Annotated in this window: 11 protein-coding genes and 1 pseudogene; 7 read left to right on the top strand and 5 right to left on the bottom strand. The window is 73.9% G+C overall.

Translation table 11 applies throughout. The features are described from left to right. Positions 1-361 precede the first annotated feature (361 nt). Positions 362-769, bottom strand: a complete 408-nt coding sequence (locus tag GL259_RS04050) for a RidA family protein (RefSeq protein ID WP_159529233.1) — start codon at positions 767-769, stop codon at positions 362-364. 143 nt (positions 770-912) lie between these two features. Between GL259_RS04050 and GL259_RS04045 the strand changes: the two genes are divergently transcribed. The 3 genes from GL259_RS04045 (at position 913) to GL259_RS04035 (ending at position 5,818) form a co-directional block, all read left to right on the top strand. After that, complete coding sequence (locus GL259_RS04045; protein ID WP_159529231.1) at positions 913-1,293, top strand: helix-turn-helix domain-containing protein; 381 nt, start codon at positions 913-915, stop codon at positions 1,291-1,293. Between the two features lie 98 nt (positions 1,294-1,391). After that, positions 1,392-4,766, top strand: a complete 3,375-nt coding sequence (locus GL259_RS04040; RefSeq protein ID WP_159529229.1) for a pyruvate carboxylase — start codon at positions 1,392-1,394, stop codon at positions 4,764-4,766. A gap of 239 nt (positions 4,767-5,005) precedes the next feature. Continuing rightward, the gene (locus GL259_RS04035) at positions 5,006-5,818 is read left to right on the top strand and encodes an SAM-dependent methyltransferase (RefSeq protein ID WP_159529227.1); all 813 of its coding nucleotides are present in this window, start codon (positions 5,006-5,008) and stop codon (positions 5,816-5,818) included. Between the two features lie 339 nt (positions 5,819-6,157). Here the strand turns inward: GL259_RS04035 and GL259_RS04030 are convergent, their stop codons facing one another. Beyond that, positions 6,158-6,721: a hemerythrin domain-containing protein gene (locus GL259_RS04030; RefSeq protein ID WP_159529225.1), complete on the bottom strand. Its 564-nt coding sequence runs from the start codon at positions 6,719-6,721 to the stop codon at positions 6,158-6,160. A gap of 362 nt (positions 6,722-7,083) precedes the next feature. Between GL259_RS04030 and GL259_RS04025 the strand changes: the two genes are divergently transcribed. Then, positions 7,084-7,881 (top strand): VOC family protein, encoded by a 798-nt coding sequence (locus GL259_RS04025; RefSeq protein WP_159529223.1) that lies wholly within the window; start codon positions 7,084-7,086, stop codon positions 7,879-7,881. Positions 7,882-8,105: 224 nt separating this feature from the next. Here the strand turns inward: GL259_RS04025 and GL259_RS04020 are convergent, their stop codons facing one another. Both GL259_RS04020 and cpt read right to left on the bottom strand, forming a co-directional pair. Further along, the gene (locus tag GL259_RS04020) at positions 8,106-9,317 is read right to left on the bottom strand and encodes an MFS transporter (RefSeq protein WP_159529221.1); all 1,212 of its coding nucleotides are present in this window, start codon (positions 9,315-9,317) and stop codon (positions 8,106-8,108) included. A 503-nt stretch (positions 9,318-9,820) separates the two neighbouring features. After that, positions 9,821-10,354, bottom strand: coding sequence for a chloramphenicol phosphotransferase CPT (cpt, locus tag GL259_RS04015; protein ID WP_243762242.1), 534 nt, complete (start codon positions 10,352-10,354; stop codon positions 9,821-9,823). A gap of 659 nt (positions 10,355-11,013) precedes the next feature. On the opposite strand from cpt, the pseudogene GL259_RS04005 reads away from it, so the two are divergent. Next, positions 11,014-11,867, top strand: a pseudogene (locus GL259_RS04005) (GNAT family N-acetyltransferase). A 229-nt stretch (positions 11,868-12,096) separates the two neighbouring features. On the opposite strand, the gene GL259_RS04000 reads toward GL259_RS04005, so the two are convergent. Further along, positions 12,097-13,263 carry an alpha/beta hydrolase gene (locus tag GL259_RS04000; RefSeq protein ID WP_159529219.1) on the bottom strand — a complete coding sequence of 389 codons (1,167 nt, stop codon included), beginning with the start codon at positions 13,261-13,263 and terminating at the stop codon, positions 12,097-12,099. Positions 13,264-13,923: 660 nt separating this feature from the next. Here GL259_RS04000 and GL259_RS03990 point away from each other — a divergent pair. Both GL259_RS03990 and GL259_RS03985 read left to right on the top strand, forming a co-directional pair. Next, a complete protein-coding gene (locus GL259_RS03990) occupies positions 13,924-14,751 on the top strand; it encodes an NAD(P)H-binding protein (protein WP_159529217.1) in 828 nt (275 codons plus the stop codon). Between the two features lie 203 nt (positions 14,752-14,954). Continuing rightward, positions 14,955-15,845: a hypothetical protein gene (locus tag GL259_RS03985; RefSeq protein WP_159529215.1), complete on the top strand. Its 891-nt coding sequence runs from the start codon at positions 14,955-14,957 to the stop codon at positions 15,843-15,845. Positions 15,846-15,951 lie beyond the last annotated feature (106 nt).

The following is a 15,951-nucleotide window of genomic DNA, read 5'->3' as shown; positions in this document are numbered from 1 at the left end:
GGAAGCGGGCGCGAAGGGTGCGGTTCGTCGACGATCATAGGGCGTCACCCTGACGCGCCTGCCTCCGGTGCCGGTTCGGGCGCAGGTTCTTCACGGCGGCCCGGACCCGGTGGACCAGCGCCCCCACGGGCCGCGGCGGCGCGTCCGGCGTCGATTCTTTGCACCGCCGCTCCGGCAAAGAAGACCCGAAGTTTCACAACATTCCCGCACGGCCTGCACCCCCGCCCCCCGGGGTCGCCGCCGCGGCGCTCCCTCCCGGACGCGGCGGGACCCGCCGGTCCCGCCGCCCCCTGCCCGGTGGGCGGCGGCACCCGGGCCGGGGCCGGAGCGGTGACCGCCGCGCCCGCCGGGCCGCCCGCGCTCAGTCGAGGACCGCCACGGCCTCCACCTCGACCAGGTGCTCGGGCACGTCCAGTGCCGCGACGCCCAGCAGCGTGGCCGGCGCGGCCGGGGGCACGCCCAGCTTCGCCGCCGCCCGGGCGATGCCCTCCAGGAGCAGGGGCATCTTGTCCGGGGTCCAGTCGACGACGTGGACGGTCAGCTTCGCCACGTCGCCGAAGGAGCCGCCGGCCCCGGCCAGGGCGGTGCCGACGTTGAGGTAGCACTGCTCCACCTGGGCGGCGAGGTCCCCCTCGCCGACCGTGACCCCGTCGGCGTCCCAGGAGACCTGCCCGGCGACGAAGACCAGTCTCGACCCGGTCGCGACCGACACCTGGTGGTACACGTCGATCTCCGGCAGACCGCCGGGATTCATCAGGGTGATGGCCATGCCGCCGCCTCCTCGTCAGGGAGAGCCCGAGGGTCCGCCCGGTGCGGTCCCGGCTCGTCCGTGCTCTCTTGTGGTTACCCGGGAACCGTAGGAGAGTGTCCCCTGACATGGAAGAACGCACTTTTCGGTGACTGGGGAACCTGATGGTGACCAAGCAGTTCAAGGGCTCGCCCGCGGACGCGGACCTGAGGCGCGCGGACTCACTGGCGCGGGAGATCTTCTCGGACGTCGCCAACAAGTGGGCGCTCCTGATCATCGAGGCGCTGGGTGAACGCACCCTGCGCTTCAGCGAGCTGCGCGACGAGGTCGAGGGCATCAGCCACAAGATGCTCACCCAGAACCTGCGCACGCTGGAGCGCAACGGCCTGGTCGAGCGGACCGTCCACCCCACCGTGCCGCCGCGCGTCGAGTACACCCTCACCGAGCCGGGGCAGGCGCTGCGGGAGACGGTGCACACGATGTGCGACTGGACCCACCGCTACCTCGGGCACATCGAGGAGTCCCGCCGCCGCTTCGCCACCTGACGGCGGGCCCGCGCCGCGGGAGTGGCCCGGTTCACATGGCGTACCCGACGTGCCGCCGACACGATGGTCTTCGTCACCGCAGGCTGAAGGGATCACGAATGTTCCGCAAGGTGCTGGTCGCCAACCGCGGTGAGATTGCGATCCGGGCGTTCCGCGCGAGCTACGAGCTGGGTGCCCGTACCGTCGCAGTCTTCCCGTACGAGGACCGCAACTCGCTGCACCGGCTGAAGGCCGACGAGGCGTACGAGATCGGCCGGCCGGGACACCCGGTGCGCGCCTATCTCTCCGTCGAGGAGATCGTCCGCGCGGCACGCCGCGCGGGAGCCGACGCCGTCTATCCGGGTTACGGGTTCCTGTCCGAGAACCCGGAGCTGGCCCGGGCGTGCGAGGAGGCGGGCATCACGTTCGTCGGGCCGAGCGCCGAGATCCTGGAGCTGACCGGGAACAAGGCGCGCGCCGTGGCCGCCGCCCGTGAGGCGGGCGTGCCGGTCCTGGGGTCCTCGGCGCCCTCCACCGACGTGGACGAACTCGTCCGCGCCGCCGACGGCATCGGCTTCCCCGTGTTCGTCAAGGCGGTCGCGGGCGGCGGCGGGCGCGGCATGCGCCGGGTCGAGGACCCCGCCCAGCTGAGGGAGGCCGTCGAGGCGGCGTCCCGGGAGGCGGCGTCCGCGTTCGGCGACCCCACCGTCTTCCTGGAGAAGGCCGTCGTCGAGCCCCGCCACATCGAGGTGCAGATCCTCGCCGACGGGCACGGCGACGTCATGCACCTGTACGAGCGGGACTGCTCCCTGCAGCGCCGCCACCAGAAGGTGATCGAACTCGCGCCCGCGCCGAACCTCGACCCGGCGCTGCGCGACCGCATCTGCGCCGACGCCGTGCGGTTCGCCCGCCGGATCGGCTACCGCAACGCGGGCACCGTGGAGTTCCTCCTCGACCGTGACGGCAACCACGTCTTCATCGAGATGAACCCGCGCATCCAGGTCGAGCACACGGTGACCGAGGAGGTCACCGACGTCGACCTCGTGCAGGCGCAGCTGCGCATCGCCGCCGGCGAGACGCTGGCCGACCTCGGCCTCTCCCAGGAGAGCGTCACCCTGCGCGGTGCCGCGCTGCAGTGCCGCATCACCACCGAGGACCCGGCCAACGGCTTCCGCCCGGACACCGGCCGGATCAGCGCCTACCGCTCACCCGGCGGCTCCGGCATCCGCCTGGACGGCGGCACCACCCACGCCGGTACGGAGATCAGCGCGCACTTCGACTCCATGCTGGTCAAACTGACCTGCCGGGGACGGGACTTCGCCACCGCGGTGGGCCGTGCCCGGCGCGCGGTGGCCGAGTTCCGCATCCGCGGCGTGGCCACCAACATCCCGTTCCTGCAAGCCGTCCTGGAGGACCCGGACTTCGAGGCCGGGCGGGTCACCACCTCGTTCATCGAGCAGCGCCCGCACCTGCTCACCGCGCGCCACTCCGCCGACCGCGGCACGAAACTGCTGACCTACCTCGCCGACGTCACGGTGAACAAGCCGCACGGCGAGCGGCCCGAACTGATCGACCCGCTGACCAAGCTGCCGCCGCTGCCCGCCGGCGAACCGCCGGCCGGCTCCCGGCAGCGGCTCGCCGAACTCGGACCCGAGGGCTTCGCCCGCTGGCTGCGCTCCTCCCCGACCCTCGGCGTCACCGACACCACCTTCCGCGACGCCCACCAGTCGCTGCTGGCCACCCGGGTCCGCACCAAGGACCTGCTCGCCGTCGCCCCGGTGGTGGCCCGCACCCTGCCCGGACTCCTCTCCCTGGAGTGCTGGGGCGGCGCCACGTACGACGTCGCCCTGCGCTTCCTCGCCGAGGACCCGTGGGAGCGCCTGGCCGCGCTGCGGGAGGCCGTGCCGAACATCTGCCTGCAGATGCTGCTGCGCGGCCGCAACACCGTGGGCTACACCCCGTACCCGACCGAGGTGACCGACGCCTTCGTCCAGGAGGCGGCGGCCACCGGCATCGACGTCTTCCGCATCTTCGACGCGCTGAACGACGTCTCCCAGATGCGGCCCGCCATCGACGCCGTACGCGAGACCGGCACGGCCGTCGCCGAGGTCGCCCTGTGCTACACCGCCGACCTGTCCGACCCGTCCGAGCGGCTCTACACCCTCGACTACTACCTGCGCCTGGCCGAGCGGATCGTCGAGGCGGGCGCCCACGTCCTGGCCGTCAAGGACATGGCCGGCCTGCTGCGGGCACCCGCGGCGGCGACGCTGGTGTCGGCCCTGCGCCGGGAGTTCGACCTGCCGGTCCACCTGCACACCCACGACACCGCCGGCGGTCAGCTCGCCACCTACCTCGCCGCGGTCCAGGCCGGTGCGGACGCGGTCGACGGGGCGGTGGCCTCCATGGCGGGCACCACCTCGCAGCCGTCCCTGTCGGCGATCGTCGCCGCGACCGACCACTCGGAGCGGCCCACCGGCCTGGACCTCCAGGCCGTCGGCGACCTGGAGCCGTACTGGGAGAGCGTCCGCAAGGTGTACGCCCCCTTCGAGGCGGGCCTGGCCTCGCCGACCGGCCGCGTCTACCACCACGAGATCCCCGGCGGGCAGCTCTCCAACCTGCGCACCCAGGCCATCGCGCTCGGTCTCGGCGACCGTTTCGAGGAGATCGAGGCGATGTACGCCGCCGCCGACCGGATGCTCGGCCGCCTGGTGAAGGTCACCCCCTCCTCGAAGGTGGTCGGCGACCTGGCCCTCCACCTGGTGGGCGCGGGCGTCTCTCCGGCGGACTTCGAGGCGGAGCCCGACCGGTTCGACATCCCCGACTCCGTCATCGGCTTCCTGCGCGGCGAGTTGGGCACCCCGCCCGGCGGCTGGCCCGAACCGTTCCGGAGCAAGGCACTGCGGGGCCGCGCCGAGCCCAAGCCCGTGCAGGAGCTGACCGCCGACGACCGCGCCGGGCTGGCGAAGGACCGCCGGGCGACCCTCAACCGGCTGTTGTTCCCCGGACCGACGCGCGAGTTCGAGACCCACCGGCAGACCTTCGGCGACACCAGCGTCCTGGACAGCAAGGACTTCTTCTACGGACTGCGCCCCGGCAAGGAGTACGGCGTCGACCTCGACCCCGGTGTGCGACTGCTCATCGAGCTCCAGGCCGTGGGCGACGCCGACGAGCGCGGCATGCGCACCGTGATGTCCACCCTGAACGGCCAGTTGCGGCCCATCCAGGTCCGCGACCGGGCGGCGGCCTCCGACGTGCCCGTCACGGAGAAGGCCGACCGGACCGACCCCGGCCACGTCGCGGCGCCCTTCGCCGGCGTGGTGACCCTCGCGGTCGCCGAGGGCGACGAGGTGGAGGCCGGGGCCACGGTGGCCACCATCGAGGCGATGAAGATGGAGGCCGCGATCACCGCCCCGAAGTCCGGCACGGTCGCCAGGCTGGCCATCAACCGCATCCAGCAGGTGGAGGGCGGCGACCTCCTCGTGGAACTCGCCTGAGCCTGCGGCCGGGCGCGCGCTTCGGTGCGCGCCCGGCCGCACCGAGGGGCGTGGCCCGCCGTACGGCCCCGCCGCGGGCGGTGCGCCCGCCGGACGCCCCCGCGGCTCCCCGGGACCGGACCCCACGAGGACACCGCCGGCGGGACCCCGCCGACACGTGAACAGGCGTGCCTCACCGGCCCGTCGGACGTAGGTTGTGCTCGACCGGATCACACCCCGAACGACGACGGACGGCACCCATGACCGACCCCGCACCGACGCACGGACCGACCCACCAGCAGATCGACACGTCGGTGCCGCACTCGGCCCGGATCTGGAACTACTGGCTGGGCGGGAAGGACAACTACCCCGTCGACGAGGAGGCCGGCGACGCGTACACGGCCGTCTTCCCCGGGATCGTCACCATCGCCCGCAGCAGCCGCGCCTTCCTGCGCCGCGCCATCACCTACCTGGTCGAAGAGGCGGGCATCCGGCAGTTCCTGGACGTCGGAACCGGCCTGCCCACGGCCGACAACACGCACGAGGTGGCCCAGCGCACCGCCCCCGAGGCCCGGATCGTCTACGTCGACAACGACCCGATGGTCCTCGCCCACGCCCGCGCCCTGCTCTCCTCCACCCCGGAAGGGGCGACCGCCTACGTCGACGCCGACGTGCTGGACCCGGACCGCATCCTGGCGGCCGCCGCCGACACCCTGGACCTCACCCGCCCCACCGCCCTCATCCTCAGCAACATCCTGGGCCACGTCGCCGACTACGACCGGGCGCGTTCCGTCGTCACCCGCCTGATGGACGCGCTGCCGTCCGGCAGCCACCTCTGCGTCAACGACGGTTCCCGGGGCATCGACCCGGTCTTCGAACGGGCCCAGGACGCCTACAACGAAAGCGGCGCCGTCCCGTACCACCTGCGCACCGTGGACCAGATCGCGGCGTTCTTCGACGGCCTGGACCTCGTCGACCCCGGCGTCGTCCCGGTCCCCCTCTGGCGCCCGGACCCCGCCGCCCCCGCCCCGGAACCCATCGGCGAGCACGGCGGTCTCGCCCGTAAGCCCTGACACCCCGTCGCACGGGGCCGGCCGGGGCGCCGTCCGCCCGCGTGGTCATCGGTGACACGGCGACGACCGCCGCCCCGGGGAGTGCACCCTCGTCCACAACACGATCTCCCACCTGCTCACCCAGGCCGGGCAGATCCGGCTGTCCCGCAGCCCCCACCGCTGCATCCGGCCGGCCGGGCTCGACCTGATGGCCCGGCCGGCCGGATTCGAACCGGAGACCGGGCACGCGGACCGGGACGGCGCGGAGTTCACCGCCGGGTCACGCTCCCCCGTCTCCGTCCACCGCCTCCCGCCCGCACCGGCGGCGCCCGGGCAGGGAGCGCCGTAGCCCCGGGGGAGTCAGCCCTGGCGGCCGCGGCCGGTGAACATGTCGCGCACGCGGTCGACCATGCCCACGCCGGGGGCCAGGAGCTTGTTCGCGGGCGGGGTGTCGGGAGCGGCCGGGTGGGGACGGGTCGGGGCGGCCTTCTTGGCCGAGCGGACCTTGTCCCCGAGCTCGTCCAGAAGCCCGGCGGGGCATGCCTCGGCCAGCAGGGGGAAGAGCCGGTCCTCCTCGTCCCGCACGTGCGCGGTGACCGACTGCTTCAGCTGCGCGACGAGGGTGTCGAACCGGCCGTCGCCCGGGGCGCAGCTCTCCAGCTCCTTGAGCATCCGCTCGACCTCGGCGTGGTCGGCGACCTCCTTGTCGGCCAGGTCGTCGCCGTCGTCGACGTACCGGCGCACCGCCGGGTACAGGTGCGCCTCCTCGGCGACGGAGTGCCTCACGAGTTCGATGGTGAGCTGATCGGCGACCTCCCGCTGCCTGTCGTCCCCCGGGGGGAGCGCCTGGATCTCGTCGAAGAGCGCGTCGACCTCGCGGTGGTCGGTGGTCAGTTCCTCGATCACGTTTCCGCCGTGTCCCATCACGTCTCCCGTTCCCTTCAAGCCTGGACGACCCTGCCGCAGCGGTTCTTGCGGGTATGCGTCGCGCCCAGCGCGATGCCGTCGCTCACCCGTCCCGCTCGTGCGGCGGGGAGTCGCTGCTCGGAGGCGCTGCGCACCACTACAGCAGTGCTGCTCGCCGTGTGCCTCGTCGGCAGGGCCCGTTGGAGTTGCGTACGTGCGCCGGACGGCGCGAAGGAACGACGCGGGACGTGACCGTCCGCCCCGGCCGGCAGCGCGCGCGTTCCGCCGTGCCGTCCGGTCCCGGACGGCAGGACCGACGGGCGGGTGTCAGCGGCAGCTGTCACGCTGAGGTCAGAACGGATCTGCGAAAGGACATCGCGGTGATCACCACAGACTTCGCTCCCGGCTCCCCCTGCTGGCTCGACCTGGGTGCCCCCGACGTCCGGGCCGCCGCGGCCTTCTACGGCGCGGTGCTGGGCTGGGACTACGAGCCCATGGGGGAGGGGGAGGACATGGAGGGCGGGATGTTCCGCAAGGACGGCAAGACCGTCGCCGGACTCGGCAGGCTCACCGAGGAGGGAGCGCGTTCGGCCTGGATGATCTACTACAGCGTCACCGACGCGGACGACACGACCCGGGCCGTGGAGCGCGCGGGCGGCATCGTGCGCGTTCCGCCGACGGACCTCGAGGAATGGGGCCGGATGGCACAGTACAGCGACCCGCTGGGAGGCCAGTTCGCCGTCTGGCAGCCGGGGAGCACCAAGGGCGTCGACCTGGTGGACGAGCCGGGCTCGCTGTCCTGGACCGAGCTGTACACGAGCGACGCGGCGGCGGCCAAGGAGTTCTACGGCGGTGTCCTCGGCTGGCGGTTCAGCGACATGCAGCTGCCGGGCGGCGGCGGCACGTACTTCCTCATCACCCCCGCGGAGCTGCCCGAGGAGCGCATGCACGGCGGCCTCATGGAGGTCCCCGAGGAGGACCTCGCCCTCGCGGGCGGGCGGCCGTACTGGCACCCGGTCTTCACCGTTACCGACTGCGACGCCGCGGTCGCCGAGGTCACGGGGAACGGCGGGCGGGTGCAGATGGGGCCGGAGGACGCGCAGGGCGTCGGCCGGCTGGCCGTCTGCCTCGATCCGGCCGGCGCGGATTTCGTGGTGCTCACCCCGTCCCAGGACTGACACCCGGCCCGGCGGGGCCGGACGCCGGGGGCGTGGGGGCCGGGCGGGGCCTCTCGCCGGCCCGCGCACGCTCGGGCCGCCGCTGCCGACGGAGCCGCGGCCGGCGGGCGGGAGGCACGAGGAGTGCGTGCGCCCCGGACCGCGGCGGCGGTCCGCCGTGGCCGTACCCTCGGGCGCCCTCGGGTACGGCCACGGCCTGACGGAAGCCTCCGTGCAGCCGCCGCTCAGCGTCCCCGGGGCCGCAGCACCCCGGCGAGCAGGAGGACGAGCGCTCCGGCGAGGGGCACCACCAGCAGGCCCAGCCGGAGGCTGGTGGCGTCGGCGACGAGCCCGACGACGGGCGGGGAGAGCAGGAAGCCCAGGCGCATGAGCCAGGAGACGATCGTCAGTCCCGATCCGGGCTTGAGGCCGGGCAGCTCGTCGGCCTCGTGCATCGCCGCGGGCACCAGGGTCGCCACTCCGAACCCGGCGGCGGCGAAACCGAGGATCGTCCCGGGCACGGTGGGCACGGCCAGCGCCAGTCCCATGCCGGCCGCGGCGACGAGCCCGCCGGCGCGCGCCACCGCCCGCTGGCCGAACCGGTCGACGAGCCGGTCGCCGACGAGCCGGCCCACGAACTGGGCCCCGACCAGGGCGATGTAACCGGACGCCGCCAGCGTCACCGACGCGTCGAGCGCGTCGGAGAGGTAGAGCGGGGCCCACGAGTTGCCCGCGTCCTCGACGAGCGTGCCCGCCGTCGCGATGAGGACGAGCGCGGCCAGCACGTACCCGGTGCGCCGAGCCGTCGTCGCCGGCTGCTGCGGCCGCCGCGGCTCCCGGTCGCCGTCCTCCGCCTCCTCCTGCGGCCCGGTGTCGGGGCCGGGCAGGCAGAACCGCAGGGCGACACAGGCGGCGACGGCGAACACCACCGCCGAGATCAGCAGGTGCTGCCCCCGGGACAGGCCGAGCGCGATCGCGGCGGCGGCCATGGACCCGCCGGCGACGGCGCCGATGGACCAGATGGCGTGGAAGGAGTTGATGATCGAGCGTCCGTAACGGCGCTGCACCCGCAGGCCGTGGGCGTTCTGCGCGACGTCGGTGATCGCGTCCATCGCCCCGGCCAGGAACAGCGCGGCCGCGAACACCAGCACCGACTCGGCCAGACCGGCGGCGAGGACCCCGGCACCGGTCAGCAGGGTGCCGGCCACCGCCACCCGCGCCGAGCCCAGCCGGCGGACGAGCACCCCGGCCGCCAGGCCGGCCGCGATGGCACCCGCCGGGAACGCCGCGACCGCCAGCCCGTAGGCGGCGTTGCCGATGCCGAGGTCCGCCTTGATCTGCGGATAGCGCGGCAGGAGGTTGGCGAACAGGGCCCCGTTGGTGAAGAAGAGCACGGCGACGGCCGCGCGGGCCTGCCGTTCGGCCGGGGCAGGCCGGCGCAGTACGTCAACAGTCATGACCGGGAGCCTATCGTCAGAGCGTACGAACGTACACTCCTCCTCGGCCGGGAGCGGACGGCTCCTTGAAGCGCGCCGCCGGCTCACTGCGGCAGACCGGCCCCGCACGCTGGTTCGCGGATCCTCCGACCGCCGCCGGGTCGGCCCCCGGGCAGCGCCCTGCTGAACACGCTCGACGCCGCCGACCCCGCGGGTCACGCCGCCCGCTGCGACGTCCTCGCCGCCCACGACCTGCGCGCGGACCTGCCGCGCATCGCGGCCCCGCCTTGGTCGTCGGCGGCCGCCACGACGTGGCCACCCCGCTCCACCGCGCCGTCGAACGCGCGGAAGCGAGTCCCGGGCCGCGCCGACCGTGCCCGGCCGCGGTCATCTCGTCGTGGGACGGCCCGGCGCCCCGGCCGACGCGCTGGTCACCCGTCCGCTGGGACACCACTCGCCACCGCACCCGGCGACACCGCAGCCGCCGGGCGCGCGACCGAGGCGGCCGTCGGCCGATCCGGCGATCAGCTGACGTGGGCGGCGATGGTTCGCGCACACGACAGGGACTCGGTGTGGGTCGTGTCCACCTCCAGGTCGTAGAACACCCCCTCGTGCACCGCATCCGCCTGCGACGCGGCCATCCCCCGGACGCGGTCTCCCCGTGCGATCTCGCGGCCTGCGGCGACCGCGCCCTCACACCTGACGCCGACCCACAGCACGTCCAGTCCGTCCAGCGCCTTCCGCCACCGCTGCTGGGACGCCGCTCCGCCCAGGAAGACGTCATCGACGATGATCCTGGCGCCCGCACGGGCCGTCGCCGCGACGCCCTCCGCCCAGGCGGCCTCCAGCGCCCGGAAGTCCGGTCCGACGCTCACCCCGCCGTCCGCGGCGAACGTGATCCCCGCGTCCGACGCCTGCATCCTCGCGGGCAGGGCGTCGACGAACGTGTCGATCCCGAACGCCAGCCACGGCTCCGGCAGCACGGCCTGCAGACACCGTACGATCCCGGACTTCCCCGAGCTGGAACCACCGTTGAGAATGATCATCCGAATCGTCACCGCGCCACAGTAGGGGGCGTCCCGCATCCGCACGAAACGGATGTCGGCGGGCGCCGCTCCGCTGCCGCGGGGGACGAGGCCCCTGGGAACCGGTGGACCACCCGGCGCGGCCTGCTCACCCGCCCGTCCTGCCCCATCCGCACTGCCTCACCCCACCGGGAGAACCCCCCGGAAAGGTTCCGCCTGCTCGTCACCGGGTGGGGCCCTGCCGGGGATCGGGCCGGCGGCGAGCGAGGAGGATTCCCCGAGTGTGCTCCCGGCCGAGCCGAGCGTCCTGTGCGTCTCGACCGTGAAGCCGGCGTCGTCGAGCCGGGCGATCACTTGGCCGGGCCGGCGACGACGGACCCGGACCTTCACCGGGTGGCCGCCGTAGCCCTCCGCCTTCAGCCGCGCGCCGTCACCGACGTGGAACAGGGCTCCCGGGTGTCCGCCGCCGGCCTTCGTCGTCCGTTCCGGCCTCCACGACCGCAGGCTGCCCGACAGTCCGATCGGAACCGCCTCTCGCTCCGCCCGGTGCCCGGCCCGCAGGAGTCCCGGCGCCGGCCACTGGGCAAGGGCAACTCCCCTGCAACCGGACACAGTCGGCGGCGCATATGGGGCACGACGGCCACGCATCGGGTATCGGTCCCCGGAGCCGGGTGCGTGCGGGATCATGAAGCATGCGCCCGGATGCCTGGCACCTCACCGAAGACATCGACGAATTCCACGCCCGTTCCGCGGACTTCCTCCGCTCGCGCCCCGTGCTGCACAACACGCCGCTCACCGTGATGGAGAAGTGGCGGACCCGCCCGGGCGCGTTCGACCCCGGAAGCGTCCTCTTCGGCCGGCTGGAGTCGCAGGGCGGGACCCGGGCGATCTTCTACCGCCCGCCGACCCGTCGGCTGACCCTCACCCCGCTCTCCCCGAGCGGGCCGACGCCCTCGCCGCCCGGCTGACCCGCCTCGGCCACACGTTCTCCGGCGTCACCGCGGACCACCACACCGCCGCCGCGTTCGCCGAGTCCTGGCAGCGGCACACAGGAGCAACGCCGACGCTCCGCGTCCGGCTCCACCTGTACCGCCTCGGCACGCTCACCCCGCCGGAGCCGGTCCCGGCGGGCCGGGGCCGGCTCGTGGGCGAGCAGGACCACGAGCACCTCGTGCGCTGGTGCCGCGAGTTCGCCGCGGACGTCGGGGAGGCCGTCACCGTCGACGCCGCCTCCTGGGCGGACACGCGCTTCGCCGAGAAGCGCTACACCTTCTGGGAGACCCCGGACGGCACGCCCGTCTCCATGGCGGGCGTGAACCCGACGGTCGCCGGCATGGTCCGGGTGGACCCCGTCTACACCCCGGCCCACCTGCGCGGCCGCGGCTACGCGGGCGCCGTGACGGTCGAGGTGAGCCGGGCCGCGCTGGCCGCGGGTGCCGAGGAGGTCGTGCTGTACACGAACGCGGCCAACCCCACCAGCAACGCCCTCTACCAGCGCATCGGATACGTCCGGGTCACCGACTGGGCGGCGTACGACTTCGCGTGAGCCGCACCGGAAGCCGGTGACTGGTCACTGGACCTGCGATCGCGGCGAAGCCGAGGCGCCCCGCGTGGGCGAGCGGGGTGACGCCTCGGCGCGCATGACGGACGCCTGCCGCCGAGGCCGACGGCAGGACCCGCGACGGGGCCCGGGCCGCCGAGCTCACGGGCAAGCCGCCGGCCGGCGCCGGCCGAAGGGCACGGGGCCTGCCTTCGCTCCTTCCCCTTCCGCCTGGTCAGCCTTCCGTGCGGAAGACCACCTCCGGGTGCTCGGCGGTCGGCCCGTCCAGCAGCTTCCGGTCCACGCCCTTCAGGTGCAGGTCGAAGAACGCCGTCACGTACGCGCGGGTGATCTCCTGCGACCGCTTGCCCGACAAGGGCTCCTCCGGCGGCAGGAGGCCGAGCTGGTCACCGAGGACGGGCACGTCCGTGAACGTGAAGTGTTCCGCGCCGGTGACGCCGATCCAGCGCTTCCAGCCGTCGAGGAGCGGCCAGTCACGTGTCCAGGAGCGGTCGCCGTCGTCGGTGCCCAGCAGCATGAAGGGGCGCCCGCCCAGGCCCTGTGCCGGGACCGGCTCCATGAAGGAACCGTCCATGTTGGCCCCGGCGCGGACCCGCTGGTCACCCGCCATGGCCGTTGCGGCGGAGGCGCCGCCGACGGAGTGGCCGGCCATGCCGATCCTCGTGGGGTCGATCATGCGGGCGTGCCGCCAGGCGGCGTGCCGGTCGGCGAGCAGCCGGTCGAGGAGGAAGGACACGTCCTCGGCCCGGCCCCTGGGCACCTCGTCGTACCCACTGGAGGAGGTCTTCTCGCAGGCGACGCAGTTCAGGAGGCGCCCACCGGGAAAGGCCGTGCCGACCGACTCGTAGGCGTGGTCGACGGAGGCGACCACGTACCCCCGGCTCGCCAGTTCCTCGGCGAGCAGGGTCAGGGTGGAGCGGTTGACGGTGAAGCCGGGCGACAGCACGACGAGGGGGAACTTCCCGCGTACGGGCGCGGCGCCGGGGCGGGCGTTGGTGCGGGTGCCGCTGAGCGTCCTGGCGGACACCACGTCGGTCAGTCGCCGGTCGTCGATGAAGGCCTGGGCCTCGGCGGCGGTCATGTACGGGGCCGTCCGGCCGCCGCCGGGCCGTGCCGGGTAGTACATCGACACCATCAGCTCACGCGCCCCGGCCTCCGGCACCCAGTGGTCGGGGCGGCTCCCGTCGACGAGGTGCAAGGTGTCACGGCCCACCGCGTACGCCCCGGTGGGCGGCGGCAGTTCGAGGCGTACGCGGGCGGTCTCGGCGACTGACGACACCGCCGTGGGCGCGGGTGGTGCGGCTTGGGCCACGCCCGTGCCGAGAAGGGAGAGGGACAGACCGAGCAGGGCGGCGGCTGCGCCGCGAGGCAGATGATCCATACCGGTGAGGCTAGGCAGCGGGCCCGCCCGGAGCGTCCGTCCACGGCCTGAACGGTGTCGGCCCCCGGACGTATGCCGATGTCCGCCCGTGTCCGCCCGTGGACGGACACGGGCACCTCCGCGTACGGGGCACCCCCAGGTGCGGCGCCAGGTCGCCGAAGCGCTTTGACTTCAAGTCGAGTTGAGGTTCTACGGTCGTCTCGTCGAACCAGCCCCGGCGCAGACGGAGGGACCGGCCGTGGAGTACTCGCGCAACGACACCGAACTGGTCCGGCAGCCCATCGGCTGCCGGAGCCGGGCCGCCCTCGCCGGGATCGGCATCACCCAGCCGCAGCGGTGGATCCGCGCACAGGCAGTACGGGCCGCACGGGCCGACGCTGTCAGGACCCGGGACGAGGTGTCCCGTCTTCCCGCGCGGCAGGCGACCGCGGTGCGCGTCCTGTGGTCGGACGTCACGTCCCTCCGAGGGGCGCCGCTGCTTGCCCCGTTGCGGCTCGTGACGCCCTGCCTCCGCGGTCGCGCCGCCCCCTGGAGGCGGCGGGGCCGCAGGAGTTGAAACGCAAGTGTGAGTGGCCCTCCCCGCCGATGTGGCGGATTGATCACCTCTCCTGGGGACGGAAGGGCCACAGGTGATCGACTCGAGATCGAAAAGGAGACCCCGTGATCGTAGTGACCGGTGCCACCGGGAACGTCGGCCGTGCCCTTGTCGAGCGGCTCGTCGCCGGAGGGCGGCCCGTGCGGGCGGTGAGCCGCCGCGACGCGGAACGCGCCGCGCTTCCCGCGGGGGCGGAGGTGACGCGTCCTGAGTCGGCCGGGCTGTTCGACGGAGCGGTGAAGCTCTTCCTGCACCTGCAGGCCACCGGGGACCGCACGGGCACCGTCCTCGCCAAGGCCCGCGCCGCCGGCGTACGACACGTGGTCCTGCTCTCCTCGGGAATCATTCAGGAAGGCGCCGACGAAACCCACCCCATCCACGTGAGGCACGCGCGAGCCGAGCAACTGGTCCGGGACAGCGGCCTGGAGTGGACCTTCCTGCGCCCCAACGCGTTCTCCGCGAACGCCCTCCAGTGGGCTGGGCAGATCCGCGCGGGCGACACCGTGCGCGGTCCGTTCGCTGACGCCGTCAGCGCGCCGATCCATGAGGACGACATTGCCGCGGTGGCCGAGCGTTCCCTGCTCGACGCGGGTCACGAGGGCGCCGTCCACCGGCTCACCGGACCCGGGGCGGTGACGAACGCAGGGCAGGTCGCGGCCATCGGACGGGTGCTCGGGCGGGACCTGACCTACCTCGAGATTCCCGTCGCGGAGGCGGAAGCGGCCTTCTTCCCCGACCTGCCACGGCAGACGGTGCGGGCCGTGCTGAAGTCCTTCGCGGCGATGGTCGGCTCCCGGCCCGAGATCACGTCGACGGTCGAGGAGGTCACCGGCCGCCCGGCGCGCACGTTCGCGGAGTGGGCCGAGGACCACAAGGCGGACTTCGCGCCATGAGGGGGGCTCTGGAGCGGCGACACCCCGCAGGGAGTGTCCGCTGGAACAGTTCGGCATGCGGGGGGACAGCCCCGGGTCGGTTCCCCCGGGGCGGGAACGTCGTCGAGCATGTCGTCCGTCGCCCGGCCGACCCGGGACCCGGACTCGGTCGCCGAGGCCGCAATCGACGGGACGCGCGTCCGCCCGGTCCGTAGGATCCGCCCATGTCGATGCGAGGACCTGCGCCCGACGCGCCGGAGACGGTCCTGGCCGGCAGAGGCACGACGGCCCGCTTCGACGGGCAGCGGTTGCTGGTCGTACGCGGACGTACGACGTGGACGCTGCCTGTCCGCGCGGTCGCCTCCGCAGAGGCGACCGCGGGCGGCACCATCCGTGTCGGGATCAGCGGAGATCCCGGCCGTGCCCGGCACGGTCTGGGCCGAGTGCTGGAGCTGCCCACCGCCAACGCCCGCGCCGCCGAGGCGTTCCTGGGGCAACTGACGGCCGCCCTCACCGCAACGGAGCCCGCCGCGGACGGCCACGCGCTGATACAGGTGCGGACGCAGCCTCCGCCCTCGTACGCGCCGGGTCCGCGGGGCCGGCGGGCCGTGCGGGCCGGGTCGCTCCTGGCGGGTTACACGCTGCTGCTGTCCCTGCTGGGATGGATGAGCCCGCTCGAGGACGGCCTGGCCGCGTTCTCGCTGAGCGTCGCGGGCGTCCTCGGTCTGATCGGGGGAGCAGCGCTGTGGCGGACGGCCCGCCGCGTACGCTCCCTGTGGCTGCTGCGGCGGCGCGGTGTCGGGGTGGTCGGCGAGGCGGACGGCCATGTGCGCATCCGGTCCGAGGGAGCCCACCTCTGGATCTTCTCCAAGCTGACCTTCACCACGGTCGACGGGCGGATGATGCGGGGCGTCCCCCCGGTCGTGTCCGTCCGGGACTTCTCCGGTGCGGTGATCACCGGTCGGGCCGATCTCGTGTACGACCCCGAGCACCCTGCCCGCGCAAGCCGCCCCCTCACGTTCGCCTTCGTCCTGCGCACCGTGCTGCTCACGGCGCTGGGCCTCGTCCCGCTGGGGGGCGCGGCGGTCTGCCTCGTCCCCAACCTGCCGTTCTGATCCGGTGTTCCGGTGGGACGTCGTGTGCTGAGCCGGTGGTTGCCGTGGTCCGGGCGGGGAGGCGAGCGGGGTTCCCGTCCCGGTTCCCGCAGAGCGGGGGCCCTTC

It is taken from the genome of Streptomyces sp. Tu 3180, assembly GCF_009852415.1.
In the GTDB taxonomy this organism is placed as follows: Bacteria; Actinomycetota; Actinomycetes; order Streptomycetales; family Streptomycetaceae; genus Streptomyces.
Note: the sequence above shows the minus strand (reverse complement) of the source record. Positions and strands in the feature narration are given on the sequence as shown.

What these genes read in the sequence shown, in the direction of transcription:
- GL259_RS04050 (WP_159529233.1), bottom strand. Translation starts at nt 769, where the DNA reads ATGGCCATCACCCTGATGAATCCCGGCGGTCTGCCGGAGATCGACGTG.
- GL259_RS04045 (WP_159529231.1), top strand. Translation starts at nt 913, where the DNA reads ATGGTGACCAAGCAGTTCAAGGGCTCGCCCGCGGACGCGGACCTGAGG.
- GL259_RS04040 (WP_159529229.1), top strand. Translation starts at nt 1,392, where the DNA reads ATGTTCCGCAAGGTGCTGGTCGCCAACCGCGGTGAGATTGCGATCCGG.
- GL259_RS04035 (WP_159529227.1), top strand. Translation starts at nt 5,006, where the DNA reads ATGACCGACCCCGCACCGACGCACGGACCGACCCACCAGCAGATCGAC.
- GL259_RS04030 (WP_159529225.1), bottom strand. Translation starts at nt 6,721, where the DNA reads ATGGGACACGGCGGAAACGTGATCGAGGAACTGACCACCGACCACCGC.
- GL259_RS04020 (WP_159529221.1), bottom strand. Translation starts at nt 9,317, where the DNA reads ATGACTGTTGACGTACTGCGCCGGCCTGCCCCGGCCGAACGGCAGGCC.
- GL259_RS04000 (WP_159529219.1), bottom strand. Translation starts at nt 13,263, where the DNA reads ATGGATCATCTGCCTCGCGGCGCAGCCGCCGCCCTGCTCGGTCTGTCC.
- GL259_RS03985 (WP_159529215.1), top strand. Translation starts at nt 14,955, where the DNA reads ATGTCGATGCGAGGACCTGCGCCCGACGCGCCGGAGACGGTCCTGGCC.